Consider the following 20,895-nt stretch of genomic DNA (forward strand, 5'->3'; position numbering starts at 1 on the left):
TGATCGTGGTTCCGAGGGCAGAACCTGGCAGGTCGCAGGGGAGTCGGTCAGTCCCGGAGCCGTCGGGGCTGCCGCGCGCCGTGGCGCAGCCCCGAGTCGATGGTGCGGGCGGACTCGGTGGCGGTGAACCCCTCGACGCCCAGATGGGTCGCCGCGGCGTCGTCGAGCACGGCCCGCGCGGTGTGCTCGTCGAGTTCGCCGCCGGCGACCAGGCTGCCCAGGGTGGCGGCGGCCTTGAACAACGTCGTGTTGCGCTCCCCGACGACGGCGTGGGCGACCCGGTCGGCCTCGTCCTCGACGATGGCCCGCAGGTAGGCGTCGGCCCGCCGGGAGGGCAGGTGCGGGTGGGCGGGTTCGCGGGGCGGTGGCGGCGTGAGGGCGGTGACCAGCCACTCCGGCAACGGGGCCACCGGGGACGGGTCCGCAACGGTGTAGATCCGTCCATTGTGGACAGAACCGGCGCCGGTGACGTACCCGCCGCTGGCCCGGGTGTCGACGCGCCAGCCGAGGCTTCCCACCGTGCACCGGAGGTGGTGGTGCGCGGGAGCGAGGAAGTAGCGGTGCTCGCCGCCGCGGGGCGTGGCGACGGTGTAGGTCCGCGGCGGCGGGGGAGCGCCGGCGCGCCGGGCCAGCACCGCCAGCACGTCGCGACCGTGCGCGACCCCCTCGGCGGCCCAGGGCTCCGGCGGGGGCTGGCCGTGGGCGTCGTCCAGGTCGAGCACCACGAGGCCGGCCGGCCCGGTGGCGATGCCGATGTTGTAGGGCTGGGCCGCCCACCAGTGCCGGATCGTCTCCGGGTCGACCGTGGCCCGGTGCTCCCAGTCCCGGAGCACGGCGCGCTTGCTGCGGGGGTACAGCGGCATCACCGGCCATCCCCGCTCGGCGGCGGACATCGCCGCCCGGAGCAGGCGGTCGGCAGGGGTTCCGGCAGGACGTCCCATCGCGTCATCCCTCCACGCCGAAGGGTAGTTCCGCCCCCTGACAGCCTGGTGCTGATCGCGGAACCTCCCGACGAGCGCGGGGACAGCGGTGGTGCGGCCGGTGCGAACCCCGACCGCACCACCGTGCTCACGCGGCGCTGGGGCCGCTGTTCTCCCGCAGGGCGCGGAGCGACCGCCAGAACCCCTCGAACAGGTCGCGCAACTCGACCAGCCACGTCGTCGCGCTCCTGAGCGTCTTGCCCAACGCCACCATCAGCTTGCCGACGATCCGGACCACCTGCGCGATCTTCGTCGTCACCTGGGCCACCACGACCGGCGCCGCGGCCCCCAGCGTCGCGCCCAGCTCGATCGCGGCGCTGACCAACGTGCCGGCCAGGGTGGACAACAGGTCGCGCACGGCGGTGCGCACGCCGCCGACCACCTCCGCCATGCCGAGGGTCAGCGCGGCGATGCCGTGCGCCCCGCCGGCCGCGCCGTGGCACAGGTCCGCGATCTTGTCGGCGCGGGCGCGGTACCCGTCGGCCGCGGCGCCCTCCCAGAAGCTCGTGGTCTGCTGGGCCACGCCGCGGTACTCTTCGCCGACCTTGGTCATCTCCTTCTCGATGTTCGTCCACGACGCGGCGTAGCCCCGCACCATGTCCGGGTTGCCGCTCACCGCGTGGAGCGCCGCGCGGGCGGGCTCGACGTGTTCGAGCATCCACGAGAAGAGCTGACCGGCGACGTAGCCGATGGGGTCGGTCGCCGCGCTGAAGGCGTCCAGCCCGACCCCGGCCGCGCCGGCGGCGGCCAGCATCCAGTCCCCGCTGTCGATGCCCTGCGCCAGCGTCCACCCGGCCTCGAACGCGGTGAACCCGGTCATGAACCCGGTGCTGCCCCTGGTCCCGTCCGCGTTCTGCCCCTCGCCGGTCGGCGGGCCGACGTTGACGAGCGGGTTGGCCGGATCGAAGGAGTAGTTCCCGTCCACATAGGACTTGTCGTCCACCAACGGGTTTCCGGTCCGCTGGTCCAACCCCATCTCAGACCTCCCTGACGTCGGGCGCCGGTCGCGCGGACTCCAGCCTGTCGAGGATCTCCGCCATCCGGCGGGCCTCCCTCTCCTCGGCCTCCTGGTACCGGTCCGCGACCTTCCGCAGGTCCTCGACGGTCTGGTCCAGCAGTTCCGCGCACTCCTTCAACGCGTCCGCGCCGCGTTGCTGCGCGGGTTTGAGCATGCTGCCGAACGGGATGCAGAACAGCCCGTAGGCGTCGTTCAGGTCGGTCAAGGTCGCGCCGGCCTCGGCGGCGACGTGCGCGCGACCGGCGAACCCGCCCACCGGCCCGGTGTGCCCGCGCACCTGCTCGCTGTCGACCCGGAATCCGTTGTCCATCTGGTGATCTCCGCTCAGCGCAGGAAGGACCGGTCGGCCCAGTCGTCGGTGTCCTCGTCCGGCCCCGGACGCCGCACCGGGGCCTGGGGCGGACGCGGGGCCGGCGGCCTGCCCCGGTCGGGCTGTCCCTGCTGGATCGTCGCGTTCGACGCGGTCGCCGGGATGTCCTGCGGGGCAAGGCCTTCCGGCGGATCGGGGAAGCGCTTCCGGTAGTTCTCGATGATGCTGTTCGCCGGAGCGTCGTCGCCGGGAACGGTGGCGCGGACCAGGCCGTCGACCTGGTGCGCCAGTTTCGCCTGCGCGCGACGCAGGCACGCCATGAGCTGCGCGGAGATCTTCGCCGGCTCCGTGCCGCGAGCGCGTTCGGAGAGGTGCAGTTCGACGGGAACGCCGTGGGCGTCGACGGTGACCCGCACCGTCCCGTCCGCCGACGTCTCGCTGACAGTGGTGCTGTCGAGCCGCTGTTGGAGCTCCAGGTACCGCGACGCCCGCTGTTCCAGCTGGGCCGCCCACTTCTCCAGCTCCGCGCCGGCCTTCTCCGGATCGATGTTGTTGTCCATGCAGGGGATGTCCTTTCACCCCGATCACGGCCCCGCCCGGGGCCGAGGATCGGATGGGCACGTGGTCGTCCCCGTTCCGCCCCGACGCGCAAAGAGGACGTCAAAGTGGACGGAGGCGGGGGAAGCGGTGGGCTCAGGCCACGGGGCGGTGACCGGAGTCGGCCCGCCACAACGCGATTCGCCGGTTGACCAGCTCGACGAAGGTCGCGGCGTCGTGGACGGGCAGGAGCTGGTCGCCCCGGGGAGTGCGAAGCACCACCGCGGGACCCGGCGTGGTCAACAGCTCGGTGCCGTCGGACAGGAGGGCCCAGGGCCGGGGAGGGGCGTGCTCCGGCAGCTCGACCGTCCACATCGCACTCAACTGGTCGAAGCCGACCGCACCGGACAACTGTGGACCCGAGGACCGGGCGCGGTGTTTGTGCGCGTTCCAGACAATCCGGTCACCCTCGACCCCCACGCTGGCGAGGACGAGATCGGCGCGCGCCACCGTGAACCGCGCGCCGAGGCTCAGCCGGAACCAGGTGGACCCGAGCTCGGGAACCAGGGGCCGCACGAGCGTCCCGTGCGCCTGGCTCGCGAGAACACAACCGACCACTGTGGACACCCACATCAACGCGAAGAGCGCGATGACGACCACGCGCAGCGCGCTGTCGCTCGCGTTGGCGGCGATCGCGAAACCCGGAACCCCACCGAGGAGAAGCTGGCACCCACCGACCAGGAACGCCGTCCGCGCCCAGGAGGACGGGTCGAACAAACCGGAACGGCCCGCCAACGCCCACGACAGTACGGCCGGCGCGAGACCACCCGCCACCGGGAGGACCCACCAGGCCGAGCCACCAGCCCGCCCGAGCGCGGCCGTCACCAACATGGCCAGGACCAGTCCACACTGGACGACGGGAAGCCACACGGCCGCCGTCCGTAACCGGGGCCGCGCCCGGTCCCAGCGCGGCTGGAGCACCTGCGCGACCCGTGGGTCGGACAGCCCGGGGAGCGCACGGGGGACCAGCGACATGCGGATCAAGCTAACCGCGCGAACAGCCGAACAGGGCCCACCTCTACGCGCTCTTGACGCCGAGAGACCCGCGAACCGCCCTCCCGTCCTTGCCAACCGGAAACTCGTGTTATCTACTAACTCTTGTTAGTCGATAACAGAAGGAGTGCCATGCGGGGTGCGCTGATCGTGGGCGCGGGGCCGACCGGTCTCGCGGTGGGGTGCGCGCTGGCGGCGGCCGGCGTGCCGATCCGGCTGGTGGACCGCGCGGAGGGGCCGGCCACCACCTCGCGGGCGCTGGGGCTGCAACCCCGGGGTGTGGAGGTGCTGGACCGGCTGGGCGCCCTGGGCGACCTCCCGGACCGGGCGGTGCGCCTGACCGACGTCGTGGTGCACGTCAACGGCCGGGAGACCGGCCGACTGCACGTGGGGCGGCCGACACCGCTGGTCACCCGGCCCGGGCTGGTCATCTCGCAGGCGGAGATCGAGACCGAGCTGCGTCGACGCCTCGGCGAGCTGGGCTGCCAGGTGGAGTGGGGTCGTGAGGTGACCGACGTCCACCAGGGCGTCGACGGCGGCAACGGCGTTGACGGCGGCAACGGTGGCGTCTTGGTCCGGCTGGGCGACGAGACGGTCCGGGCGGACTGGCTGGTGGGCTGCGACGGCGCGCACAGCCGCGTGCGCAAGGCCGCCGGGATCGGGTTCCCCGGTGCGCCCCTCGTGGAGCGCTTCCTGCTCGCCGACGTCCACGCCGACCTGCCGTTCTCCCGCACCTCGGTGTCGGTCTGGCTGCGGGGCGCGGACCTGCTCGGGGTCTTCCCGCTCCCCGACGGGACGTGGCGTCTGATGGCCCCGCGACCGGCCGGCCGCGAGTCCGAACCGGTGGCGCCCCTGATCACCGCGCTCCTCGCGGAGCACACCGGTGTTCCGGCCTCGGCGGTCCGGTCGTTCGGGTGGACCTCCACCTTCCGCATCCACCGCCGCCTGGCCGACACCTACCGCAGCGGTCGGGTGCTGCTCGCCGGCGACGCCGCGCACATCCACAGCCCGTTCGGCGGTCAGGGGATGAACACCGGCCTCGGCGACGCCGAGAACCTGGGGTGGAAACTGGCGCTCGTCGCGCGGGGGCGCGCCGGCGAGGGGCTGCTGGACAGCTACGAGGCGGAACGCCGTCCGATCGCCACCGAGGTGCTCGGATCGACCAGCACGCTGACCAACCTGGTCCTGGGGGAGCACCCCGTGGCCCGCGCCGCGCGGGACCACCTCCTCGCCCCGATGCTTAGTCGCCCGCTGACGCAACGCCTGATCTGGGAACACGCCTCCCAGCTCAGGATCAGCTACCGAGGGGGACCGCTGGGCGACCACCGCCTCCCACTCCTCCACAGTGGACCAACCTCCGGCGACCGGGTGTCCGATGTGGACTGCGTGCGCCCCGACGGCACGCGCACGCGGCTGCACGCCGAGTTGGGAGCGCGGTGGGCCCTGCTGGCCCCACGCGGAGGAGTCGACGAGGCGTGCGCGCGCGTGGCGCGCGACCGGCTCGGCGCCGACGGGGTGCGGGTCCTGACCTCCCTCGACGACCGGCAGCGGACCACGTTCCTGGTGCGTCCGGACGCCCACCTAGGCTGGCGCGGCAACGCGGCTCCCGACGACCTGGACCGGTGGTTGGCGGGCGCGCTCCGACGAGGGCGGGTTCGCCGACACCGCTGACCCCGCCGGCCCCGGTGGCCGGAGAGCCGCCGACGAGCGCGGAGGTGGGAGGACGCGGTGAGGTCATCCGGGCGTGGACGCGAGCCGGGGCTGCGGGAGCGGAAGAAGATCGAGACGCGACGGGGCATCCAGGAGCACGCCCTGCGGCTGTTCCTCGCCCAGGGCTACGAGGCCACCACCGTCGAGGAGATCGCCGCCGCCGCCGGCGTCTCCCACATGACCTTCTTCCGCTACTTCCCCACCAAGGAGGCGGTCGTCGCCGACGACGACTACGACGCCCTCGTCCCCGAGCTCATCCAGCGCCGCCCGCCCGACGAGGACCCGCTGACCACGATCCGCCACGCCCTGCTGGACGGGCTCGCCACGCTCTACGAGCGGGACCGGCGCACCCTGCTCGCGCGCACCCGGCTCATCCTCACCACTCCCGCCCTGCGCTCGCGGCTGTGGGAGAACCAACACGCCACCGTCGAGCTGTTCACCCGGGCGCTGACCACGCGCCAGGGCCTGCCGGAGCCCACGCTGGCCGTCCGCGTCCAGGCCGCCGCCGCGCTCGCCGCCGTCACCGCCGCGCTCGGCGCCTGGGTGGACAGCCGGGGAGAGGCGGACCTGCCCCAGCTGGTCAACGACGCCTTCGACGTCCTCCACCGCCCGTGAGACGAGCCCCGTCCGGCCGGCTCAGCCGGTCGGAGCGGGGTCCCGGGGTGACGCCGTACCAGGTGCGGTGACCACGGAAGCCTGTATGTCCTTTGTGGACAGTGGTGCCGCGACACGCGGTGCGGCGGTCTCTTCTCGTATCCGGTCAGCGCGGGGATCAGTAGTCGTCGGGTCGGCCCCGGCGGGTGCGCTTGAGGGAGGAGCGCTGCCGCTTCGCCTCCAGGCGGCGTTCCCGCGCGCCCCGGCTGGGCTTGCTCGGCCGCCGGGGCGGTGGGGGCGGGGCCAGTGCGGTGCGCAGGACGTCGACCAGCCGGTCCCGGGCCGCCTGCCGGTTCATCAGTTGGCTGCGGTGCTCCATCGCGGCGATCGTGAGCACGCCGTCCACCAGCCTCGACCGCAGCCGCCGCAGGAGTTGCTCGCGGGCTTCGTCGGAGAGCGCGGTGGAGCGCTCGACGTCGAAGGACAACTCGACGCGGCTGTCCGTGGTGTTCACGGACTGGCCGCCGGGGCCCGACGAGCGGGAGAAACGTTCCTTGAGCTCCGCGCGTGGGATGACCACCGCGGAGCTGACGCGCAGGTCACCGTCCACCCGTCCAGGATGCCTCACGGGCGTGCCGGGGTCGGACCCATTTCCGTCAGTTCCGTCAGTCGCCGTGGCGGGGCGCGGGCGGCCGGACCGCGCGGAGGTAGGCCCGGACGACGTCGACCTTGTGCCGGGCGGCGTCCAGGTCGGCCTGGTCCACCGGGCGGCCCCGCATGATCCGGTGCACCAACGCGCCCTGCTCCCGCACGGCGAACCGCAGCACGACCGGCCGGGCCTGCTCGGCCAGGTCCCCGCGCGCCGACCAGGCCGACCACCACTGGCGCGCCTGGGTCCGCCGCTGGCCGCCGAGCCGCTCGGCCCGGTCCCTGGCCTCGGTCAACGCGTCGGTGATGACCCGCCGGGCCAACGCGACCTCGGCCGCGGTGAGGTCCCCTGCGTCCACCTTGTCAGGGTGCGCCCGAGCCGTCCGGGTCGCTCGACCAGGGGTGGGAACCCCGTGCGCCAGCGCGGCGGACAGGAGGGTGCGAGCGGTCAGTGACGACAGAGCGGAGTCCGAGTGTCACCCTTCGTGCGCAACCGAAACGCCGTGTGTGCCCGTGCCGGAGCTGGCACGGGCAAACACGGGACTTCAGTGAGCTTCCCGCGCTGGGAGGCAGCTCTCCACGAAGTCGGCGGCCTTCGCGGTGCCGCCCCCGCTGCGGACCTCCTCCCGCACCTCGGCGCAGCGCCGCAGGACCTCCGGGTCGCTGGCGACCGCCACCACCGCGTCCCGCAGCGCCTCGGCGGTCGCCTGCTCCCGGGGGATGTGCCGGCCGACGCCGAGGTCGGCGATGCGGGCCGCGTTGACGTGCTGGTCCAGGGCCTGCGGCACCGCCACCATCGGCACACCCCAGTACAGGCCCTCCGCGGTGCTGCCCATGCCCGCGTGCGTGACGAACGCCGTGGCCTGGGCGAGCACGGACATCTGCGGCACCGAGGAGTGCGCCTCCACGTTCGGCGGCAGCGGGCCGAGGTCGGCGGGAGAGAGCGTGTTGCCCACCGACAGCACGACGTGCCAGTCCAGGTCGCCGAAGGCCGCCACGCACTGCCGGAAGAAGTCGACGTGGTTGTTGTAGACCGTGCCGAGGGAGACCAGCAGCACGGGACGGCCGTCGCCCGGCGCCTCCCACGTCCCCTGGTGGGACCGGTCCCCGAAACAGGGGCCGGCGAAGGTGAACTTCTCCGACACCCGGTCCGCGTGTGGCTGGAGCACCCGGGGAACCAACACCAACCCCTGTTCCGGGTCGTTGATGAACTCGGCGACGGGACGTTCGATCCCGTTGTCCGCCAACCACTTCGCAAACTTCGGAAACACCTCGGCGGCGAACGGGCTCGCCGCGACGGCCGCCGCGACCCCGGTCTCCCGCTCGTGGCCCTCCCACGCGACGTAGGTCGGCGAGAGCTGGACGGCCGGAACGCCCCACCGCGCCGCGAGGGCGGGACCGGCGAAGGCGGCGACGTCGTACAGGACCAGGTCGGGCCGGTCGTCCTCGTAGCTCTCCAGCAGCGTGGGGAGCGCGGCCTCGGCCTCCCGCAGGAAGATTCCCAGCAGCTCCACCAGGTCCTCCGAGCCGGACCGGTCGGGCTTCGGCTCGCCCAGGGTGGTCGGGTAGGTCACCGGAACCGCGCCGGCCGCCGCCACCTGCGGCGCGAACGCCTCGCTGATCGCGTAGGTGACCCGGTGGCCCCGGTCCACCAGCTCGCGGATGACCGCCAGGCTCGGGTTCACGTGCCCGTGGGCGGGAATGCTGATCATCGCGACGTGGTCGCGACGCTTCTGGTCCATTGTGGACACACCTCGCTTGTCGACCGTCAGCGGTCGTGGATGTTCTCCGCCCCGTCCGGGAAAGCCGGTCGGCGACTCGGCGACCGGTGTGACGACGCCGCGTGGCGGCCTCGGTCTTCGCTTCGCGCTCGGGGAAGACGCGACCGCGGTGGGTCACGCACGAGCACCGGGGAGCGGAGGACGACGGCGACCCGGAACGAGGGCGGCGGAAAAGGTGGGAGAAGTGGGAGAACGATGCCCGCCGGCGGCCGAGTTCCGGGATCTGGACAGCCGAAACCCCGGCCCGCCACGAGGATCACTCGTGGCCGCGCAGCTGCCCCGAGTGCCCGGTACGCCCCACGTGATCACTATAACCCGCGAGCGCACCCGGTTTCGGCGCGGTGCGGCTACCGGTGTCCGGCCCTGGCGATCGTGATGATCTCCGGACTGGTGTCGGTCAGCGGATCTCGGTTCCAGTCGCCGAACTGCTCCTCGACCACCAGGTCGGCCTCGGACAGGAACGAGCGAAGCGAGTCGGGGTCCAGGAAGCGCAGGCTGCTCCGGCTCGTTCGGGGCTCGTCCCAGCGCGAGCTCGTGAACGTGTCGGTGAAGTGGACGACGTCCCCCGTGACCGGGGTCTCCACCACGGTGACGATCCGGATGAGGTCTCCGGCGGCGTTGGTGATCTCCTCCGGCTCGGTGGTGGTCCACCTCTCCCACGCGCGCGCCAGCGGATTGCGCGTCTCGAACGCGAAACGGCCGCCTTCGGCGAGCGCCGACCGGATCGCGGACAACGCGGCGCGCAGCTCGTCGTCGTCGACCAACACCTGGAACGCGTGCCCGGTCATCACGACGAGGTCGAACTCGCGCTCCCAGCCGACCGCGGACAGGTCGCCGTGCACCCACTCGACGTCCGTCCGGCTCCGCGCCTGGTCCAGCATCGCGGCGGCGGGGTCGAGCCCGCACAGCCGCCCCGGGTGGCCCACCTCCCGCGCGCGGTGCAGCAGCACCCCCGTTCCGCACCCGACGTCGAGCACGGACCCCGCGCCCATCACCAGGTCCAGGTAGAAGTCGTCACTGGGGTGCCAGGGGTTCATCGGGTTGTACAGCTCCGCGAGGTCCCTGTCGGTGTAGGCGCGATCGACCACCACGCCACCCTGGCACACCTTTCCCGGCGCGGTAGGGAAATTCCGGCCTCAGGTGGAGCGTGGTGACCGCGGGCTCAGCGGTGCGGGCAGGGCCGGTCGTAGTCGATCTCGGTGAAGTAGTGCTTCCACTCCTCGCGGGAAAGCGGTGTGCGCACGATCGAGCAGACGTGGTCGGTCGCCCGGTCGACGTCGGTCTTCCAGAGCCGCGTCGTCCGGTCCTGCGACGTCGTGGCGAGTGTGTGGCCGTCGGGGCTGAACGCCACCGCGAACACCGCCGCCAGGTGCTCGGTGAGGATTGCCAACGAGGCGGGGTGGCGCGGGTCGCTGACGTCCCAGAGCCGGATCGTGCCGTCGTCGCCGCTGGTGGCCAGGGTCCGGCCGTCGGGGTCGAAGGCCGCGCCGAAGACGATCGCGGTGTGCCCGGTCATGGTCGACAGCGAGCCCGGGCGCCTCGGGTCGCTGACGTCCCAGAGCCGGACGGTGTGGTCCCAGCTCGTCGTCGCCACCACGTCTCCCCCGGGGTGGAAGGCCACCGACCGCATCGCCTTCTCGTGCCCGGACAGGACGCCGAGCGGCTGGGGCTGCCGGGGGTCCGCGACGTCCCAGAGGCGGGCGGTGCCGTCCCAGCTCGCGGTGACCGCCACCCGCCCGTCCTTCCGGAAGTCGACGGACCGCACGGTGTCGGTGTGCCCGGTCAGCACGCCCAGCGGGGTGGGGGAGCGCGGGTCCCGCACGTCCCACAGCCGGCCCGTGCGGTCGTCGCCGCCAGTGAGGAGGAGTTGGCTGTCCGGGCTGAAGGCCACCCACCGGACGCTGCTCGTGTGCCCCCTGACCGTCGCGACCTCCCTGGCCTGGCGGGGATCGGAGACGTCCCACAGCCGCGCAGTCTGGTCCCAGCTCGACGTGGCCAGGAGCCGGCCGTCGCGGCTGAAGGTCGCGTGGCGCACGGTGTCCTGGTGCCCGGCGAGGGTCGCGACCGGCAGCGGCCGGCGCGGGTTGGTGACGTCGTGCAGGCGCACGGTGCGGTCGTCGCTCGTGGTGGCCAGGATTCTCCCGTCGGGGCTGAAGGCCACCGCGAAGACCGCCTCGGTGTGGGCGGCCAGGACCGGGCCGGTGATCTCCCAGATCCGGGCGGTGTTGTCCGCGCTGGCGCTGACCAGGAAACGCCCGTCCCCGCCGAACACGAGCGAGGTGATCGCGTCGGTGTGCCCGGTCAGCACCGCGAGTGCGTTGGGGCGACGGGGATCGCGGATGTCCCAGAGCCGGACGGCCCGTTCGTCGCTGGCGGTGGCGATCATGCTCCCGTCGCGGCTCACGGTCAGCGCGCGGATCACGTCGATGTGTCCGGACAATGTGGACACCGCCTGGACCTGGCGCGGGTTCTCGACGTTCCACAGCCGCACGGTGCGGTCCTGGCCCGCCGTGGCGAGCAGCCGCCCGTCCGGCGTGAAGCTCGCGACGAGGTCCGCCTGGTCCCGGAGCCCGGACAGGACTCTCGGTGACTGTCCACTGGAGACGTCCCAGAGCAGGATCACGCGATCCTTTCCCACTGTGGCCAGGAGATTCCCGTCGGGGCTGAACGTCGCGGCCAGCACGGCGTCGGTGTGGTCCCGCACCGTGGCCAGCGGACGGGGGGAGCGGGGGTCGGCGAGGTCCCACAGGCGGACCGTCCGGTCGTGGCTGGCCGTCGCCAGCACCGGTCCCCGGGAGGAGAAGGACACGGCCCGCACCGCGTCCCCGTGGTCGCGGATCACGCCCAACGAGGCCGGCGCGGACCGGTCGGCGACGTCCCACAGGTGCACGGCGCGATCGCGGCCCGCGGTGGCGAGCAGCCGGCCGTCCGCGCTGAACGCGGCGGCGAGCACGGTGTCGGTGTGGCCGGTGAGGGTGGCCAGCGCCTTCGGGCTCGACGGGTCGGACAGGTCCCACAGGCGGGCGACGCGGTCCCGGCCGGTGCTGGCCAGCGTGCGGGCGTCCGGGCTCAGCGCCACCGACTCCACCAGCTCCGGCCCGCTTGTCAGGAAGGTCGCGTGGGGCGTGGCGTACGCGCCCAGCAGGCTGCTGCGCGCCTCCACGGTGGGGGCCAGCCGGTAGGCGGCGAGGCTGAGCTGCGCGGCCAGCTCGGGGTTGCTGGGACGCAGCTCGCTGGCCTCGATCGCGACCTTGCGGGAGATCGCGAGGTTGCGCTGCGCGGTCACGTCGTGCTGCGTGCGCACCGCGTAGACGGTGGCGGCCAGCGCCAGCAGGAACAGCACCGACAGCATGGCGACCAGGCGGCGCAGCCGCCGGACCTCCCGGTGTTCCTCCCGGTTGCTCGCGGTCAGGAAGTCCTGCTCGACCCTGGTCAGCTCCTCGGGGTGGTGGGTCGCCCAGTCGCTCATGACGGCCAGGGGCGCGCCCCGTTGGGTCAGCGCGCGGTCCCGACCCTGCTCCTCCCAGGTCTCGGCGGAGTCGATGAGCCGCTGCCGCACCCGCAGCCCGGCCCGGTCGGCCTCCAGCCAGCGCCGCAACCGGGGCCACGCGGACAACAGGGCCTCGTGCGTGATCTCCACGGTGTCCTGGCCGAGGGTGAGCAGCCGGGCCGCGGTGAAGGACTCCATCGCGACCCGCAGCGCCGACGCGTCGGCCGCCTCCGCCAGCAGCCGGTCGCGGTCGGCCCGTTGCCGGAGGACCTCGCCCTGCTCCCCGACCCGCACCAGGCGCAGCAGCAGGCGGCGCGCGGCCTGCTGGGCGTCGGTGTCCAGCCGGTTGAAACAGCGCTCGGCGGTGGCGGCCACCGCTCCGTGGATGCCCCCGGTCCGCTGGTAGGCCGCGACGGTCAGGTCGTGGTCCCGCCGCTGCTGCCAGGTGACGAGCAGCGCGTGGGACAGCAGGGGGAGCGCGCCGGGGTCGTAGCTCGTCCGCTCGTGCTCGGCGCCGGGGACCACGCCGAGGTCGCGCAGCATCAGCTCGACGAGCCCGTGTTCGAGGTTGACCCTGGCCACCCTGGCCGGGGCGATGATCGCCTCGACCAGCTCCGAGCGGCTCATCGCGCCGAGCGCGAACTGGTTCTGCTGGACCGCGCCGAGCAGCTCGGGGTGGGCCAGGCACCGGTCGTAGTAGTCGGCGCGGACGCCGAGCACCACCAGGGCCGACGCCTGGCCGGCCCGGTCGAGGGCCGCGGCCTCGCGCAGCGCCCGGACGAAGGCCAGCCGCTCCGCCTCGTCCTCGCACAGCGTGAACAGCTCCTCGAACTGGTCCACGACCAGGACGAGGCGGACGTCGGGCGGCCCCGGCGGCAGCGCCTCGCGCCAGGACCGGGGCGCCGGGCCCTCGCGCGCGGGGGCGTCGAGGGCCTGGGCCACGCCCCGCGCGAGCGCCGCCATCGGGTGCGCGGTCGGCGTCATGACCAGCGCCGGCCACCGCGCAGACCCGGTCACCGGCAGCGCGCCCCGCGCGACGGCGGGCACCAGCCCCGCGCGCAGCAGTGACGACTTGCCCGCGCCGGAAACGCCGAAGACCACCAGCGGCATGCCGATCCGCACGCTGTCGACGGCCTGGCTCAACAACGCCGCCGTCGTGCGGTCCCTGCCGAAGAACCACCGCGCGTCCTCGGGGCCGAACGCCGCCAATCCCCGATACGGGCACGGGCCTTCTTCGGCGTCCTCGACAAAGGGGAGCAAAACGCCTTTCGCGTCGAGCACCTCCTCAAGTCGGCGGGCCAGGTCCGGCGACGCCGACTTGCGGCCGTTCTCGATGTTGCTCAGATAACCCTTGCTGTAGTGGGTCCGCGCCGACAACTGCGCCAGCGACAGCCCGTGAGCGGTGCGCAGCCGGCGCAGCTCCTGACCAAACGCCGTCTCGGCCCCCATGGCGTTCTCCCTGCTCACAGGCCGTATCCCGACTCCAGCCGCCGGGGGATACGGGAAACCCCTCCCCGCCGCCGACGCGTTGCCGCAGCCTCGGAACCAGCGACCCGGCAAGCGTATGGCAGTCGCCGGAGAAACCGGGTCGACGGAAAGCGCCACAACCCCAGTGGGTGAGGAGCATCTGAAATGTCTTCCACATTCGGTGTCGCACGCGCACATCTGCCCTTCGGGTGCCTCGCCCACTCGCGCGGAGGCCGAGGTGCCACGGAACCGTCGTGACGGCGGTCCTCGCCGCGGTGGCCACGTCTGGCGATACCAGCCGGGCGCGGCCACCGCCGTCGCGCGCCGACATCCGCCGGGGTGGGGTGGGAACTCCCCGTGGAGGTGGCCGCTCACCGCCGGGCGATACCTCGTCGGCTACCGCCCCCAGCGTCGACGCGGCCGGGCGTGGGCGCGTTGAGGTCCGGCTGGCCGTGTCGACGCCTGCCCACAGGTATCCCGCGACCGGCCGGTGGGAGGCCGAGATCCGGACGGGGGTGGCTCGGGGTCTTGCGCCCGGACCGGCCGCTGTCTACGTTGTTCTAAAGATCTTTGGAACAATGAAAAGAAGGCGAGCCATGCCGGTCTGGATCTGCGCGACCTGCGTCAACCACTACCCGGAGTCGGACACCCCGCCCGCGAGCTGCGTGATCTGTGACGACGAACGCCAGTGGGTGCCGTCGACCGGCCAGCGCTGGACCACCCTCGCGGAGCTGGGCGCGGCCGGGCACACCCTGGAGGTCCGCGAGATCGAGCCCGGCCTGGTCGGGCTCGGGGTGGAGCCTGGGCTCGGCATCAACCAACGCGGCCTGCTGGTCAGGACGCCGAAGGGCAACCTGCTCTGGGACCCGCCGGGCTTCCTCGACGAGGCCGCCGTCCGCGCGGTCCGCGAGCTCGGCGGGCTGCACGCCGTCAGCTCCAGCCACCCGCACATGTACGGCGCGGCCGTCGAGTGGAGCCGCGCCTTCGACGTGCCGGTCCTGCTGGCCGAGGACGACCTGTCCTGGGTCACCCGGCCGGACCCGGCGATCCGGCCCTGGTCCGGCTCCCTCTCCGTGCTCCCCGGTGTCACCCTCGTCCAGTGCGGCGGGCACTTCCCCGGCAGCTCCGTCCTGCACTGGGCCGACGGCGCGGACGGCGCCGGAGCGCTGCTGACCGGCGACACCATCTACGTCACCCCGGGCCAGGACCGCGTGACCTTCCTGTGGAGCGCCCCGAACATGCTCCCGCTGCCCGAGCGGCTGGTCCGCCAGGTCGTCTCGGCCGTGCGCCCGTACGAGTTCGACCGCGTCTACGGCGGTTGGTGGACCTCCGTCCTCGACCGGGACGCCAAGCGCGTCGTGGAGCGCTGCGCGGACCGGTACGTCCAGTTCCTGCGGGGGGACGCGCCGGAGCGGTGACCCGCGGCGCGTTAGGTTGGGAGGCGAGGAACGGAAGGACCACATGGGCGAGTTCGTCGAGGAGCCGATCTACGCGCAGCTCGCGCGCATCGGGAAGGCCATCGCCAGTCCGGTCCGGCTGCGCCTGCTCGACCTGCTCGACCAGGGCGAGTGCACGGTCGAGCAGTTGGCAGAGGAGGCGGGGGTGTCGGTGAAGAACACCTCCGCGCAACTGCAACAGCTCCGCGCCGCTAACCTCGTGGCCAGCCGGAAGGAGGGGACCCGGGTCCACTACCGGCTGGCCGCCCCCGGGGTGTCGGCGTTCCTCGGCCAGCTCCAGGACCTCGCCGAGGAACGGCTGGCCGACCTGCGCCGGGCCGTGGCCGACCACCTCGGCGACCCCACCGTCATGGAGCCGGTGACCGTCGAGGAGCTCCAACGCCGCCTCGACGACCCGAACCTGGTGGTCCTCGACATCCGCTCCGCCGACGAGTACGCCACCGGCCACGTTCCCGGCGCGATCTCCCTGCCCAGCACGGAGATCAGGGAGAAGCTGGACGAGCTGCCCCGGGGCGCCAAGATCGTGGCCTACTGCCAGGGCCCCTACTGCGTGGCCTCGCCGAAGGCCGTGCGCCTGATGCGGGAACTGGGCTACGACGCCCGCCCCCTGGCCGGCGGCTTCACCCGCTGGCACCGGGTCGGGCAGCGCGCCCGCCGCGAGGCCGAGTGACTCCCGCCGCGAGAGCGCGAGCGCGATAGCGCGATTGGCGGAGTGTGTCCCGCCGAGTGACCACACATGATGGTCGGACCAGAACCCCGCGGGGGACACGGACGTGCGGCGCTGGCTGGGGGAGCGCTGCCCGGAGCGCGCGTCACGTCCCGACGGAGGGAGAGTCGATGCGGTTCGTCCGTGGCACGCTGGCCGTTCTCACCGCCTTGGCCGCGCTGCTCCTCGCCACCCCGGCCAGCCCGGCCGTCGCGGTCGCCTCCGGCGCGGTGTTCAACAAGCCGACCGATCCGGCGCGGCAGTACGCCATCGTCCGGCACCTGCGGTCGCTGATCCAGGGCGCCGCCGCCGGTTCGGAGATCCACATCGCGATCTACCACTTCAGCGACACCGCCATCGCCGACGACCTGGTGGCGGCGCGGGACCGCGGGGTGAAGGTCCGCCTCGTCGTCGACCACTCGTCCGCGGACGGGGCCGCGGTCAGGAACTTGGTGAAGGCGCTGGGAACCGACCGCGCCAAGCCGTCCTGGGTGGTGCTGTGCACCAAGGGAGCGGCGTGCATCGGCAACGTCGGAACCCCCATCATGCACAACAAGTTCTTCCTCTTCTCCCACACCAACGGCTCGTCCAACGTCGTGGTGCAGGGTTCGGCCAACCTCACCAAGGACAACGCGGAGAAGTACTGGAACAACGCGGTCACGCTGGTCGGGGACACCGGGCTCTACAACGGGTACCTGTCCTACTTCCGCGACCTCGCGGCCAAGAAGAAGGACGGGGACTACTACCGCACCGTCAGCGGCGACAACAGCAAGGCGTACTTCTTCCCCAGGGCCGGGAACGGCGCCTCGACCGACACGATCCACAACATGCTCGACGACAACGTCGCCTGCGAGGGCAACACCACCGTCGGCACCAAGTCCGGCCGCACCATCATCCGGATCGGCATGTGGTACTTCAGCCGCGACGCGATCGCCCGCAAGCTCCGGGAACTGGCCGACCGCAAGTGCTGGGTCGAGGTCATCTACACCACGATGGACGCCGGCAGCCGCGGTCACCTGAGCAACCACGACCGCATCGTGCTGCGGCAGATCGACGGCGCGCAGATCGTCCACTCCAAGTACATGCTGATCGAGGGCACCTACGCCGGTGTGAAGAACAGCAAGTGGGTCATGACCGGCAGCCACAACTACACCAACGCCGCCCTGCGGGAGAACGACGAGACGTTGCTGCGCATCCGCTCCGACGCCATCCACGACCAGTACCGCGCCAACTTCAACGCGATGCGCGCGTCCGCCGCCTCCTGAGCATCCCGGCCCGTCCGCCCGAGAACCGTTGGCGTGTCGGGGTTTCCCGTGAGGCGCCGGGATGCCCAGGAGAGCCGGGTCAGCGGCGGTTGTACCGGGCCAGGGCGCGGAACGACTCCTTCGGCTCGATGCGGTACGGCGAGGCGGGATCCTCGTAGCGCTCACGGGTCAGTTTGACCACGCTGTACGTGGTGAGGTCGAAGTCCAGTTCGCGCTTCGGGGAGTGGGGGCAGTCCGGGCTGATGAACGTGTAGACGTGCGCGCCGATGAGATCTTCGGCCTCGAAGATGGAGAGCATGCGCGCGATGTGGTCGGCCTGCGTCCGCTCGTCCCGGACGAAGCCCTCCTTGACCCGGGGCGGTTTCGCCTCCCAGTCGATCACGCCGTCCCAGCCCATGCCCCCGCGTTCGGGGGCGCCGGTGTAGGTGCAGCAACCGAACTCGAGGATGACGACCGGCTTCTTCCACTCCTGGTACCGCGCGAGGTCCTTGCGGTACTCCTCGTCGGTGCGGAAGAACTCGTAGTAGTCCACGCCGATGATGTCGAACAGCGACCAGTCGACCGGTTCGCTGTGCGCCGATCCGTAGGTGATCGGACCGTGGAAGTGCGCGCGGGCGACCGCGGCGGCGCGGCGGAGGAACTCGTCCAGGCGACGCCAGATGCCCGGGAACTCCGTCGGCGGCATCTTCTGGAGGTTCGCGATCCGGTCCAGGAAGGTGGCGCCGGGCACGATTCCCGGCACGAAGAGGAAGAACTCGCAGCCGACGACGAGCACGACGCGGTCCCCGCACCGCCGGCGCAGCCGCTCGACCGCCCGCGCGGTCTCGGCCAGGTGGTCGAGGATCTCCGGTTGCGGGTGGTCGTAGAGGCGCGGCTGCACGAACACCCGCATCCCCCGCTCCAACGCCGCCGTGGCCGTGTCGGTCAGGCGGCCGACGTCGCTGCCGAACACCACGAGCGAGTCGCACCGCAGGCCGTGCCGGATCGTGTTGATCTCCTGCTCCATCAGGGCCCGGCTCCAGAGCGGCCGGTCCAGGGGCGCGCCGGGCGCGTCCCGGATTCCCGTGGCGTAGGTGACCCCGGCGCGCCACCGCCGTCCGGACGCGCTCCCAGCGGACGCGCCCCCTGCGGACGTTTCTCCGGCGAACGCCGCGCCCCCGCCCAGGCCCGCGCCCGCCGCCACCAGTCCACCGACCGCCGCCGCCCGCAGGAACGTGGCGCGGTTCAGCTTCCCCTCCGTCATCGAGCCCCCTCGCTAGTGACGTGACTAGGATGCTGGTCATGCAACCAGAAAACGAGTCGGCTGGCCAGGGTCGGCGGTCGTTCATCGAGGAGGCGCGGCGGGGGCAGATCGTCCGGGCCGCCATCGAGACCATCGCCGAGGACGGGTACGCCAAGGCGTCGTTCGCGCGGATCGCGCGGCGGGCCGGCATCAGCCCGGGCCTGATCACCTACCACTTCAGCCGGCGCGAGGAGCTGATCATGGAGGTGATGCTCAGCGTCCACGCGTCGATGGAACGGGTGCTGGCCCGCCGGGCCGAGGGCGCGGCCAGCTACGCGGCCGCGCTCCGCGCCCTCGTCGAGGGCTTCGTGCGGTACTGCGCGGACCACGTGCCCGAGATGGTCGCCGTGGCGCAGATCGCCGCCGGGGCCGGTGACGCGGCGAAGGCGCGCGCGTGGGCGGAGCGGCAGCGGGAGGAGACGCTCGCCGATCTGGCGGAGATGTTCCAGGAGGGGCAACAGGAGGGCGAGCTCCGGGAGTTCTCGCCCAGGGCGATGGCGGTGGCGGTGCTGGCCGCGCTGGAGGCCACCCCGGCGGAACTGCTGGCCCGTCCGGACACCGACGTGGACGACTACGCCGCCGAGCTGGCCACCGCCTTCGAGCTCGCCGTCCGCCGTCCCACTCGCTGAGTTCCCCGTCGCTCCCTGTCCCGTTGCTCCGCCAGCCCCGGAACGTCATCCGGGACACCGAGTCCACAGTGGACGCTGCCGGGGCTGGCAAAGTTGGTGCGCGGCGGTGTCAGCGCCCGGAAGCGGGCTCGGAAGCGGGTTCGGTCGGCATGTCCCTGCGGCGGCGGATGGGGGAGAGCAGCAGGATGACCACGGCCGGGATCTGCAGGCAGGAGATGATCCAGACTCCCGCCCGGAGCCCCGCGTAGGTGGCCAGCGCGCCACCCAGCAGCGCGCCGACGGGCAACGCGCCGAGGGAGAGGAACCGGCCGCTCGCGGTGACGCGGCCGAGCAGGTGCCGGGGGCAGTACGTCTGCCGGAAGCTGCCGATGATCACGTTGCTCACGGTGACCCCCGCGTTGAACACGAACGTGCCGGCCACGAAGAACACGAGGCCCGGCCCGGTGGTGGTCAGCGGCACCATCAACGCGAACGGCATGGCGACGAGCTCGGCGACCACCATGCTGCGCGCCGTGCCCAACCACCCGATCACGCGCCGGGCGAGGAGAGCGCCGACCACGCCGCCCACCCCGCCGCCCGAGATCAGCGCGCCGGCGATCGCCGAGTCGACGCCGACCTCACGCACCAGGAACACCACGACGATCGCGGTCAGCGCTCCGCCCATGAGGTTGGCGGAGGCCGCGTAGAGCGTGAACGGGCGGAGGTAGGGGTCGCGCACGATGAACCGCAGCCCGTCGCGGATCTCCCTGACGAGGTCCCCGCGCTGGCGCGGGGCGGGATCGACCGTTTCCGCCACGCGGACCCGCGCGAGGCACAACGCGCAGACGAAGAAGCTCACCGCGTTGGCGAGCAGCCCCGCGACCGGACCGAACAGCCGGGCCAGCAGACCGCCGAGTCCGGGGCCGAGGATCTGCGCGCTGGACTCGCTGCCCCGCACCTTGGCGTTGGCCTCGGCGAGGTGGTCGGGTGCGACGACCGCGGGGAGGAAGACCTCGTAGGCGGTCATGGCGAACACCGCGCACACGCCCAGCCCCAGCGCGGTCAGCAGCAGGTGCGCGATGGTCAGCGCCCCCGCCCACGCCGCCAACGGCACGCTGGCGAGCAGGGTGGCCGACACGGCGTGGCAGGACAACATGATCCGCCGGCGGCGCAGCCGGTCCACCCACGCCCCGGCGGGCAGCCCGATGAGCAGCCACGGCAACCAGACCGCCGACTCCAGCACGGCGATCTGGAAGGTGGAGGCGTGCAGCGTCTCGATGGCCACCAGCGGCAACGCCACGGTGGTGACCGCCGTCCCGATCTGGCTCACGGTCTCCCCGAACCAGAGCAGCCGGAAGTTCCGGTGGCGTAACAGGGTTTGCCGGCGCGGCCGCGTGATCGTGCTCACGGCGCGGCCGTCCCGTCACCGCGGTGCGGGAACGCCTGGAGCTGGATGACGACCCTCTCGCCGTCCGCGTCGGGCTCGGTCTCCAGCCGGTTGAGGATCGCGGTGATCTCGGCGACGGCCGCCTGGAGCCGCTCCGGCGTCAGGCGGACGCGCCACCCGCTGAACTCGACGGCCTCCTGCCACTGGCGCGGCCAGTCGTCGAGGGAGAACGCGGCGGCCCGCAGGAAGTCCAGCTCCAGGCTCGCGCGCAGGTACCGCGCCAGCGGCTCGCGCGACTCCGGGTCGTCCACGAAGTCGTGCACGGTCAGCTCGGTGTACGCGTGCGCCGCGCGCCACCAGCGTTCGCGTTTCGTCCCGCGTTCGGCGTCCTCGACGATGAACCCGTGCTCGGCGAGCTGGCGGAGGTGCCAACTGATGTTGCCCCGGTCCTCGCCGAGCCGGGTGGCCAGCATCGCGCCGGTGGCCGGTCCGTCGACGCGGAGCAGGCCGAGGAGGCGCACCCGCAGGGGGTGGGCCAGGCCGCGCAGGCTGCGCGCGTCCAGTTTCTTCGCGCTGGGTGGTGACTCGCTCACCTGGCGGAC

At 72.7% G+C, this 20,895-nt stretch carries 19 protein-coding genes; 6 read left to right on the forward strand and 13 right to left on the reverse strand.

From position 1 onward, the window contains the following. Nucleotides 1–47 precede the first annotated feature (47 nt). From BUE43_RS16515 to BUE43_RS16535, 5 genes are all read right to left on the reverse strand, one after another. Nucleotides 48–941, reverse strand: coding sequence for a bifunctional DNA primase/polymerase (locus tag BUE43_RS16515; RefSeq protein ID WP_073484130.1), 894 nt, complete (start codon nucleotides 939–941; stop codon nucleotides 48–50). A 127-nt stretch (nucleotides 942–1,068) separates the two neighbouring features. After that, the gene (locus tag BUE43_RS16520; protein WP_073484131.1) at nucleotides 1,069–1,956 is read right to left on the reverse strand and encodes a WXG100 family type VII secretion target; all 888 of its coding nucleotides are present in this window, start codon (nucleotides 1,954–1,956) and stop codon (nucleotides 1,069–1,071) included. A gap of 1 nt (nucleotide 1,957) precedes the next feature. Next, on the reverse strand, nucleotides 1,958–2,308 hold the full coding sequence (locus BUE43_RS16525; protein ID WP_073484133.1) for a type VII secretion target: 351 nt from the start codon (nucleotides 2,306–2,308) through the stop codon (nucleotides 1,958–1,960). A gap of 14 nt (nucleotides 2,309–2,322) precedes the next feature. Next, nucleotides 2,323–2,868, reverse strand: coding sequence for a YbaB/EbfC family nucleoid-associated protein (locus BUE43_RS16530; protein WP_073484134.1), 546 nt, complete (start codon nucleotides 2,866–2,868; stop codon nucleotides 2,323–2,325). A 133-nt stretch (nucleotides 2,869–3,001) separates the two neighbouring features. Beyond that, a complete protein-coding gene (locus BUE43_RS16535; protein WP_073484136.1) occupies nucleotides 3,002–3,880 on the reverse strand; it encodes a hypothetical protein in 879 nt (292 codons plus the stop codon). Nucleotides 3,881–4,030: 150 nt separating this feature from the next. Between BUE43_RS16535 and BUE43_RS16540 the strand changes: the two genes are divergently transcribed. Together BUE43_RS16540 and BUE43_RS16545 are read left to right on the forward strand one after the other, a co-directional pair. Next, nucleotides 4,031–5,569 carry an FAD-dependent monooxygenase gene (locus BUE43_RS16540; protein WP_073484137.1) on the forward strand — a complete coding sequence of 513 codons (1,539 nt, stop codon included), beginning with the start codon at nucleotides 4,031–4,033 and terminating at the stop codon, nucleotides 5,567–5,569. 57 nt (nucleotides 5,570–5,626) lie between these two features. Beyond that, entirely contained in the window at nucleotides 5,627–6,223 is a 597-nt protein-coding gene (locus tag BUE43_RS16545; RefSeq protein WP_073484139.1) for an acyl-CoA-like ligand-binding transcription factor, read from the forward strand. A 157-nt stretch (nucleotides 6,224–6,380) separates the two neighbouring features. On the opposite strand, the gene arfB is transcribed toward BUE43_RS16545, so the two are convergent. From arfB to BUE43_RS16570, 5 genes are all read right to left on the reverse strand, one after another. Beyond that, on the reverse strand, nucleotides 6,381–6,812 hold the full coding sequence (arfB, locus tag BUE43_RS16550) for an alternative ribosome rescue aminoacyl-tRNA hydrolase ArfB (protein ID WP_073484140.1): 432 nt from the start codon (nucleotides 6,810–6,812) through the stop codon (nucleotides 6,381–6,383). 55 nt (nucleotides 6,813–6,867) lie between these two features. Next, the gene (locus BUE43_RS16555) at nucleotides 6,868–7,209 is read right to left on the reverse strand and encodes a hypothetical protein (RefSeq protein WP_073484142.1); all 342 of its coding nucleotides are present in this window, start codon (nucleotides 7,207–7,209) and stop codon (nucleotides 6,868–6,870) included. 186 nt (nucleotides 7,210–7,395) lie between these two features. Then, nucleotides 7,396–8,592, reverse strand: coding sequence for a macrolide family glycosyltransferase (locus BUE43_RS16560; RefSeq protein ID WP_073484143.1), 1,197 nt, complete (start codon nucleotides 8,590–8,592; stop codon nucleotides 7,396–7,398). A gap of 386 nt (nucleotides 8,593–8,978) precedes the next feature. Continuing rightward, nucleotides 8,979–9,722: a class I SAM-dependent methyltransferase gene (locus BUE43_RS16565; RefSeq protein WP_234995759.1), complete on the reverse strand. Its 744-nt coding sequence runs from the start codon at nucleotides 9,720–9,722 to the stop codon at nucleotides 8,979–8,981. A gap of 71 nt (nucleotides 9,723–9,793) precedes the next feature. Next, nucleotides 9,794–13,570: an nSTAND1 domain-containing NTPase gene (locus tag BUE43_RS16570; protein ID WP_073484145.1), complete on the reverse strand. Its 3,777-nt coding sequence runs from the start codon at nucleotides 13,568–13,570 to the stop codon at nucleotides 9,794–9,796. Nucleotides 13,571–14,184: 614 nt separating this feature from the next. Between BUE43_RS16570 and BUE43_RS16575 the strand changes: the two genes are divergently transcribed. From BUE43_RS16575 to BUE43_RS16585, 3 genes are all read left to right on the forward strand, one after another. Continuing rightward, the gene (locus tag BUE43_RS16575; RefSeq protein ID WP_073484146.1) at nucleotides 14,185–15,006 is read left to right on the forward strand and encodes an MBL fold metallo-hydrolase; all 822 of its coding nucleotides are present in this window, start codon (nucleotides 14,185–14,187) and stop codon (nucleotides 15,004–15,006) included. Between the two features lie 43 nt (nucleotides 15,007–15,049). Beyond that, entirely contained in the window at nucleotides 15,050–15,715 is a 666-nt protein-coding gene (locus BUE43_RS16580) for an ArsR/SmtB family transcription factor (protein ID WP_073484148.1), read from the forward strand. Between the two features lie 167 nt (nucleotides 15,716–15,882). Then, nucleotides 15,883–17,016, forward strand: a complete 1,134-nt coding sequence (locus BUE43_RS16585; protein WP_073484149.1) for a phospholipase D-like domain-containing protein — start codon at nucleotides 15,883–15,885, stop codon at nucleotides 17,014–17,016. 79 nt (nucleotides 17,017–17,095) lie between these two features. Here BUE43_RS16585 and BUE43_RS16590 read toward each other — a convergent pair whose 3' ends face one another. Then, on the reverse strand, nucleotides 17,096–18,259 hold the full coding sequence (locus BUE43_RS16590; RefSeq protein WP_073484151.1) for a hypothetical protein: 1,164 nt from the start codon (nucleotides 18,257–18,259) through the stop codon (nucleotides 17,096–17,098). A gap of 38 nt (nucleotides 18,260–18,297) precedes the next feature. Between BUE43_RS16590 and BUE43_RS16595 the strand changes: the two genes are divergently transcribed. Next, nucleotides 18,298–18,927, forward strand: a complete 630-nt coding sequence (locus BUE43_RS16595) for a TetR/AcrR family transcriptional regulator (RefSeq protein WP_073484914.1) — start codon at nucleotides 18,298–18,300, stop codon at nucleotides 18,925–18,927. Between the two features lie 109 nt (nucleotides 18,928–19,036). On the opposite strand, the gene BUE43_RS16600 is transcribed toward BUE43_RS16595, so the two are convergent. Both BUE43_RS16600 and BUE43_RS16605 read right to left on the reverse strand, forming a co-directional pair. Beyond that, nucleotides 19,037–20,314 (reverse strand): MFS transporter, encoded by a 1,278-nt coding sequence (locus BUE43_RS16600; protein ID WP_234995760.1) that lies wholly within the window; start codon nucleotides 20,312–20,314, stop codon nucleotides 19,037–19,039. Next, nucleotides 20,311–20,886, reverse strand: coding sequence for a helix-turn-helix domain-containing protein (locus tag BUE43_RS16605; protein ID WP_073484153.1), 576 nt, complete (start codon nucleotides 20,884–20,886; stop codon nucleotides 20,311–20,313). The genes BUE43_RS16600 and BUE43_RS16605 overlap by 4 nt, the downstream gene beginning before the upstream one ends. Nucleotides 20,887–20,895: the final 9 nt, after the last annotated feature.

Source organism: Streptoalloteichus hindustanus, from assembly GCF_900129375.1.
GTDB lineage: Bacteria > Actinomycetota > Actinomycetes > Mycobacteriales > Pseudonocardiaceae > Streptoalloteichus > Streptoalloteichus hindustanus.

Coding starts and splice junctions, on each gene's coding strand:
- BUE43_RS16515 (WP_073484130.1), bottom strand. CDS start 941: ATGGGACGTCCTGCCGGAACCCCTGCCGACCGCCTGCTCCGGGCGGCG.
- BUE43_RS16520 (WP_073484131.1), bottom strand. CDS start 1,956: ATGGGGTTGGACCAGCGGACCGGAAACCCGTTGGTGGACGACAAGTCC.
- BUE43_RS16525 (WP_073484133.1), bottom strand. CDS start 2,308: ATGGACAACGGATTCCGGGTCGACAGCGAGCAGGTGCGCGGGCACACC.
- BUE43_RS16530 (WP_073484134.1), bottom strand. CDS start 2,868: ATGGACAACAACATCGATCCGGAGAAGGCCGGCGCGGAGCTGGAGAAG.
- BUE43_RS16535 (WP_073484136.1), bottom strand. CDS start 3,880: ATGTCGCTGGTCCCCCGTGCGCTCCCCGGGCTGTCCGACCCACGGGTC.
- BUE43_RS16540 (WP_073484137.1), top strand. CDS start 4,031: ATGCGGGGTGCGCTGATCGTGGGCGCGGGGCCGACCGGTCTCGCGGTG.
- BUE43_RS16560 (WP_073484143.1), bottom strand. CDS start 8,592: ATGGACCAGAAGCGTCGCGACCACGTCGCGATGATCAGCATTCCCGCC.
- BUE43_RS16570 (WP_073484145.1), bottom strand. CDS start 13,570: ATGGGGGCCGAGACGGCGTTTGGTCAGGAGCTGCGCCGGCTGCGCACC.
- BUE43_RS16575 (WP_073484146.1), top strand. CDS start 14,185: ATGCCGGTCTGGATCTGCGCGACCTGCGTCAACCACTACCCGGAGTCG.
- BUE43_RS16580 (WP_073484148.1), top strand. CDS start 15,050: ATGGGCGAGTTCGTCGAGGAGCCGATCTACGCGCAGCTCGCGCGCATC.
- BUE43_RS16585 (WP_073484149.1), top strand. CDS start 15,883: ATGCGGTTCGTCCGTGGCACGCTGGCCGTTCTCACCGCCTTGGCCGCG.
- BUE43_RS16590 (WP_073484151.1), bottom strand. CDS start 18,259: ATGACGGAGGGGAAGCTGAACCGCGCCACGTTCCTGCGGGCGGCGGCG.
- BUE43_RS16595 (WP_073484914.1), top strand. CDS start 18,298: ATGCAACCAGAAAACGAGTCGGCTGGCCAGGGTCGGCGGTCGTTCATC.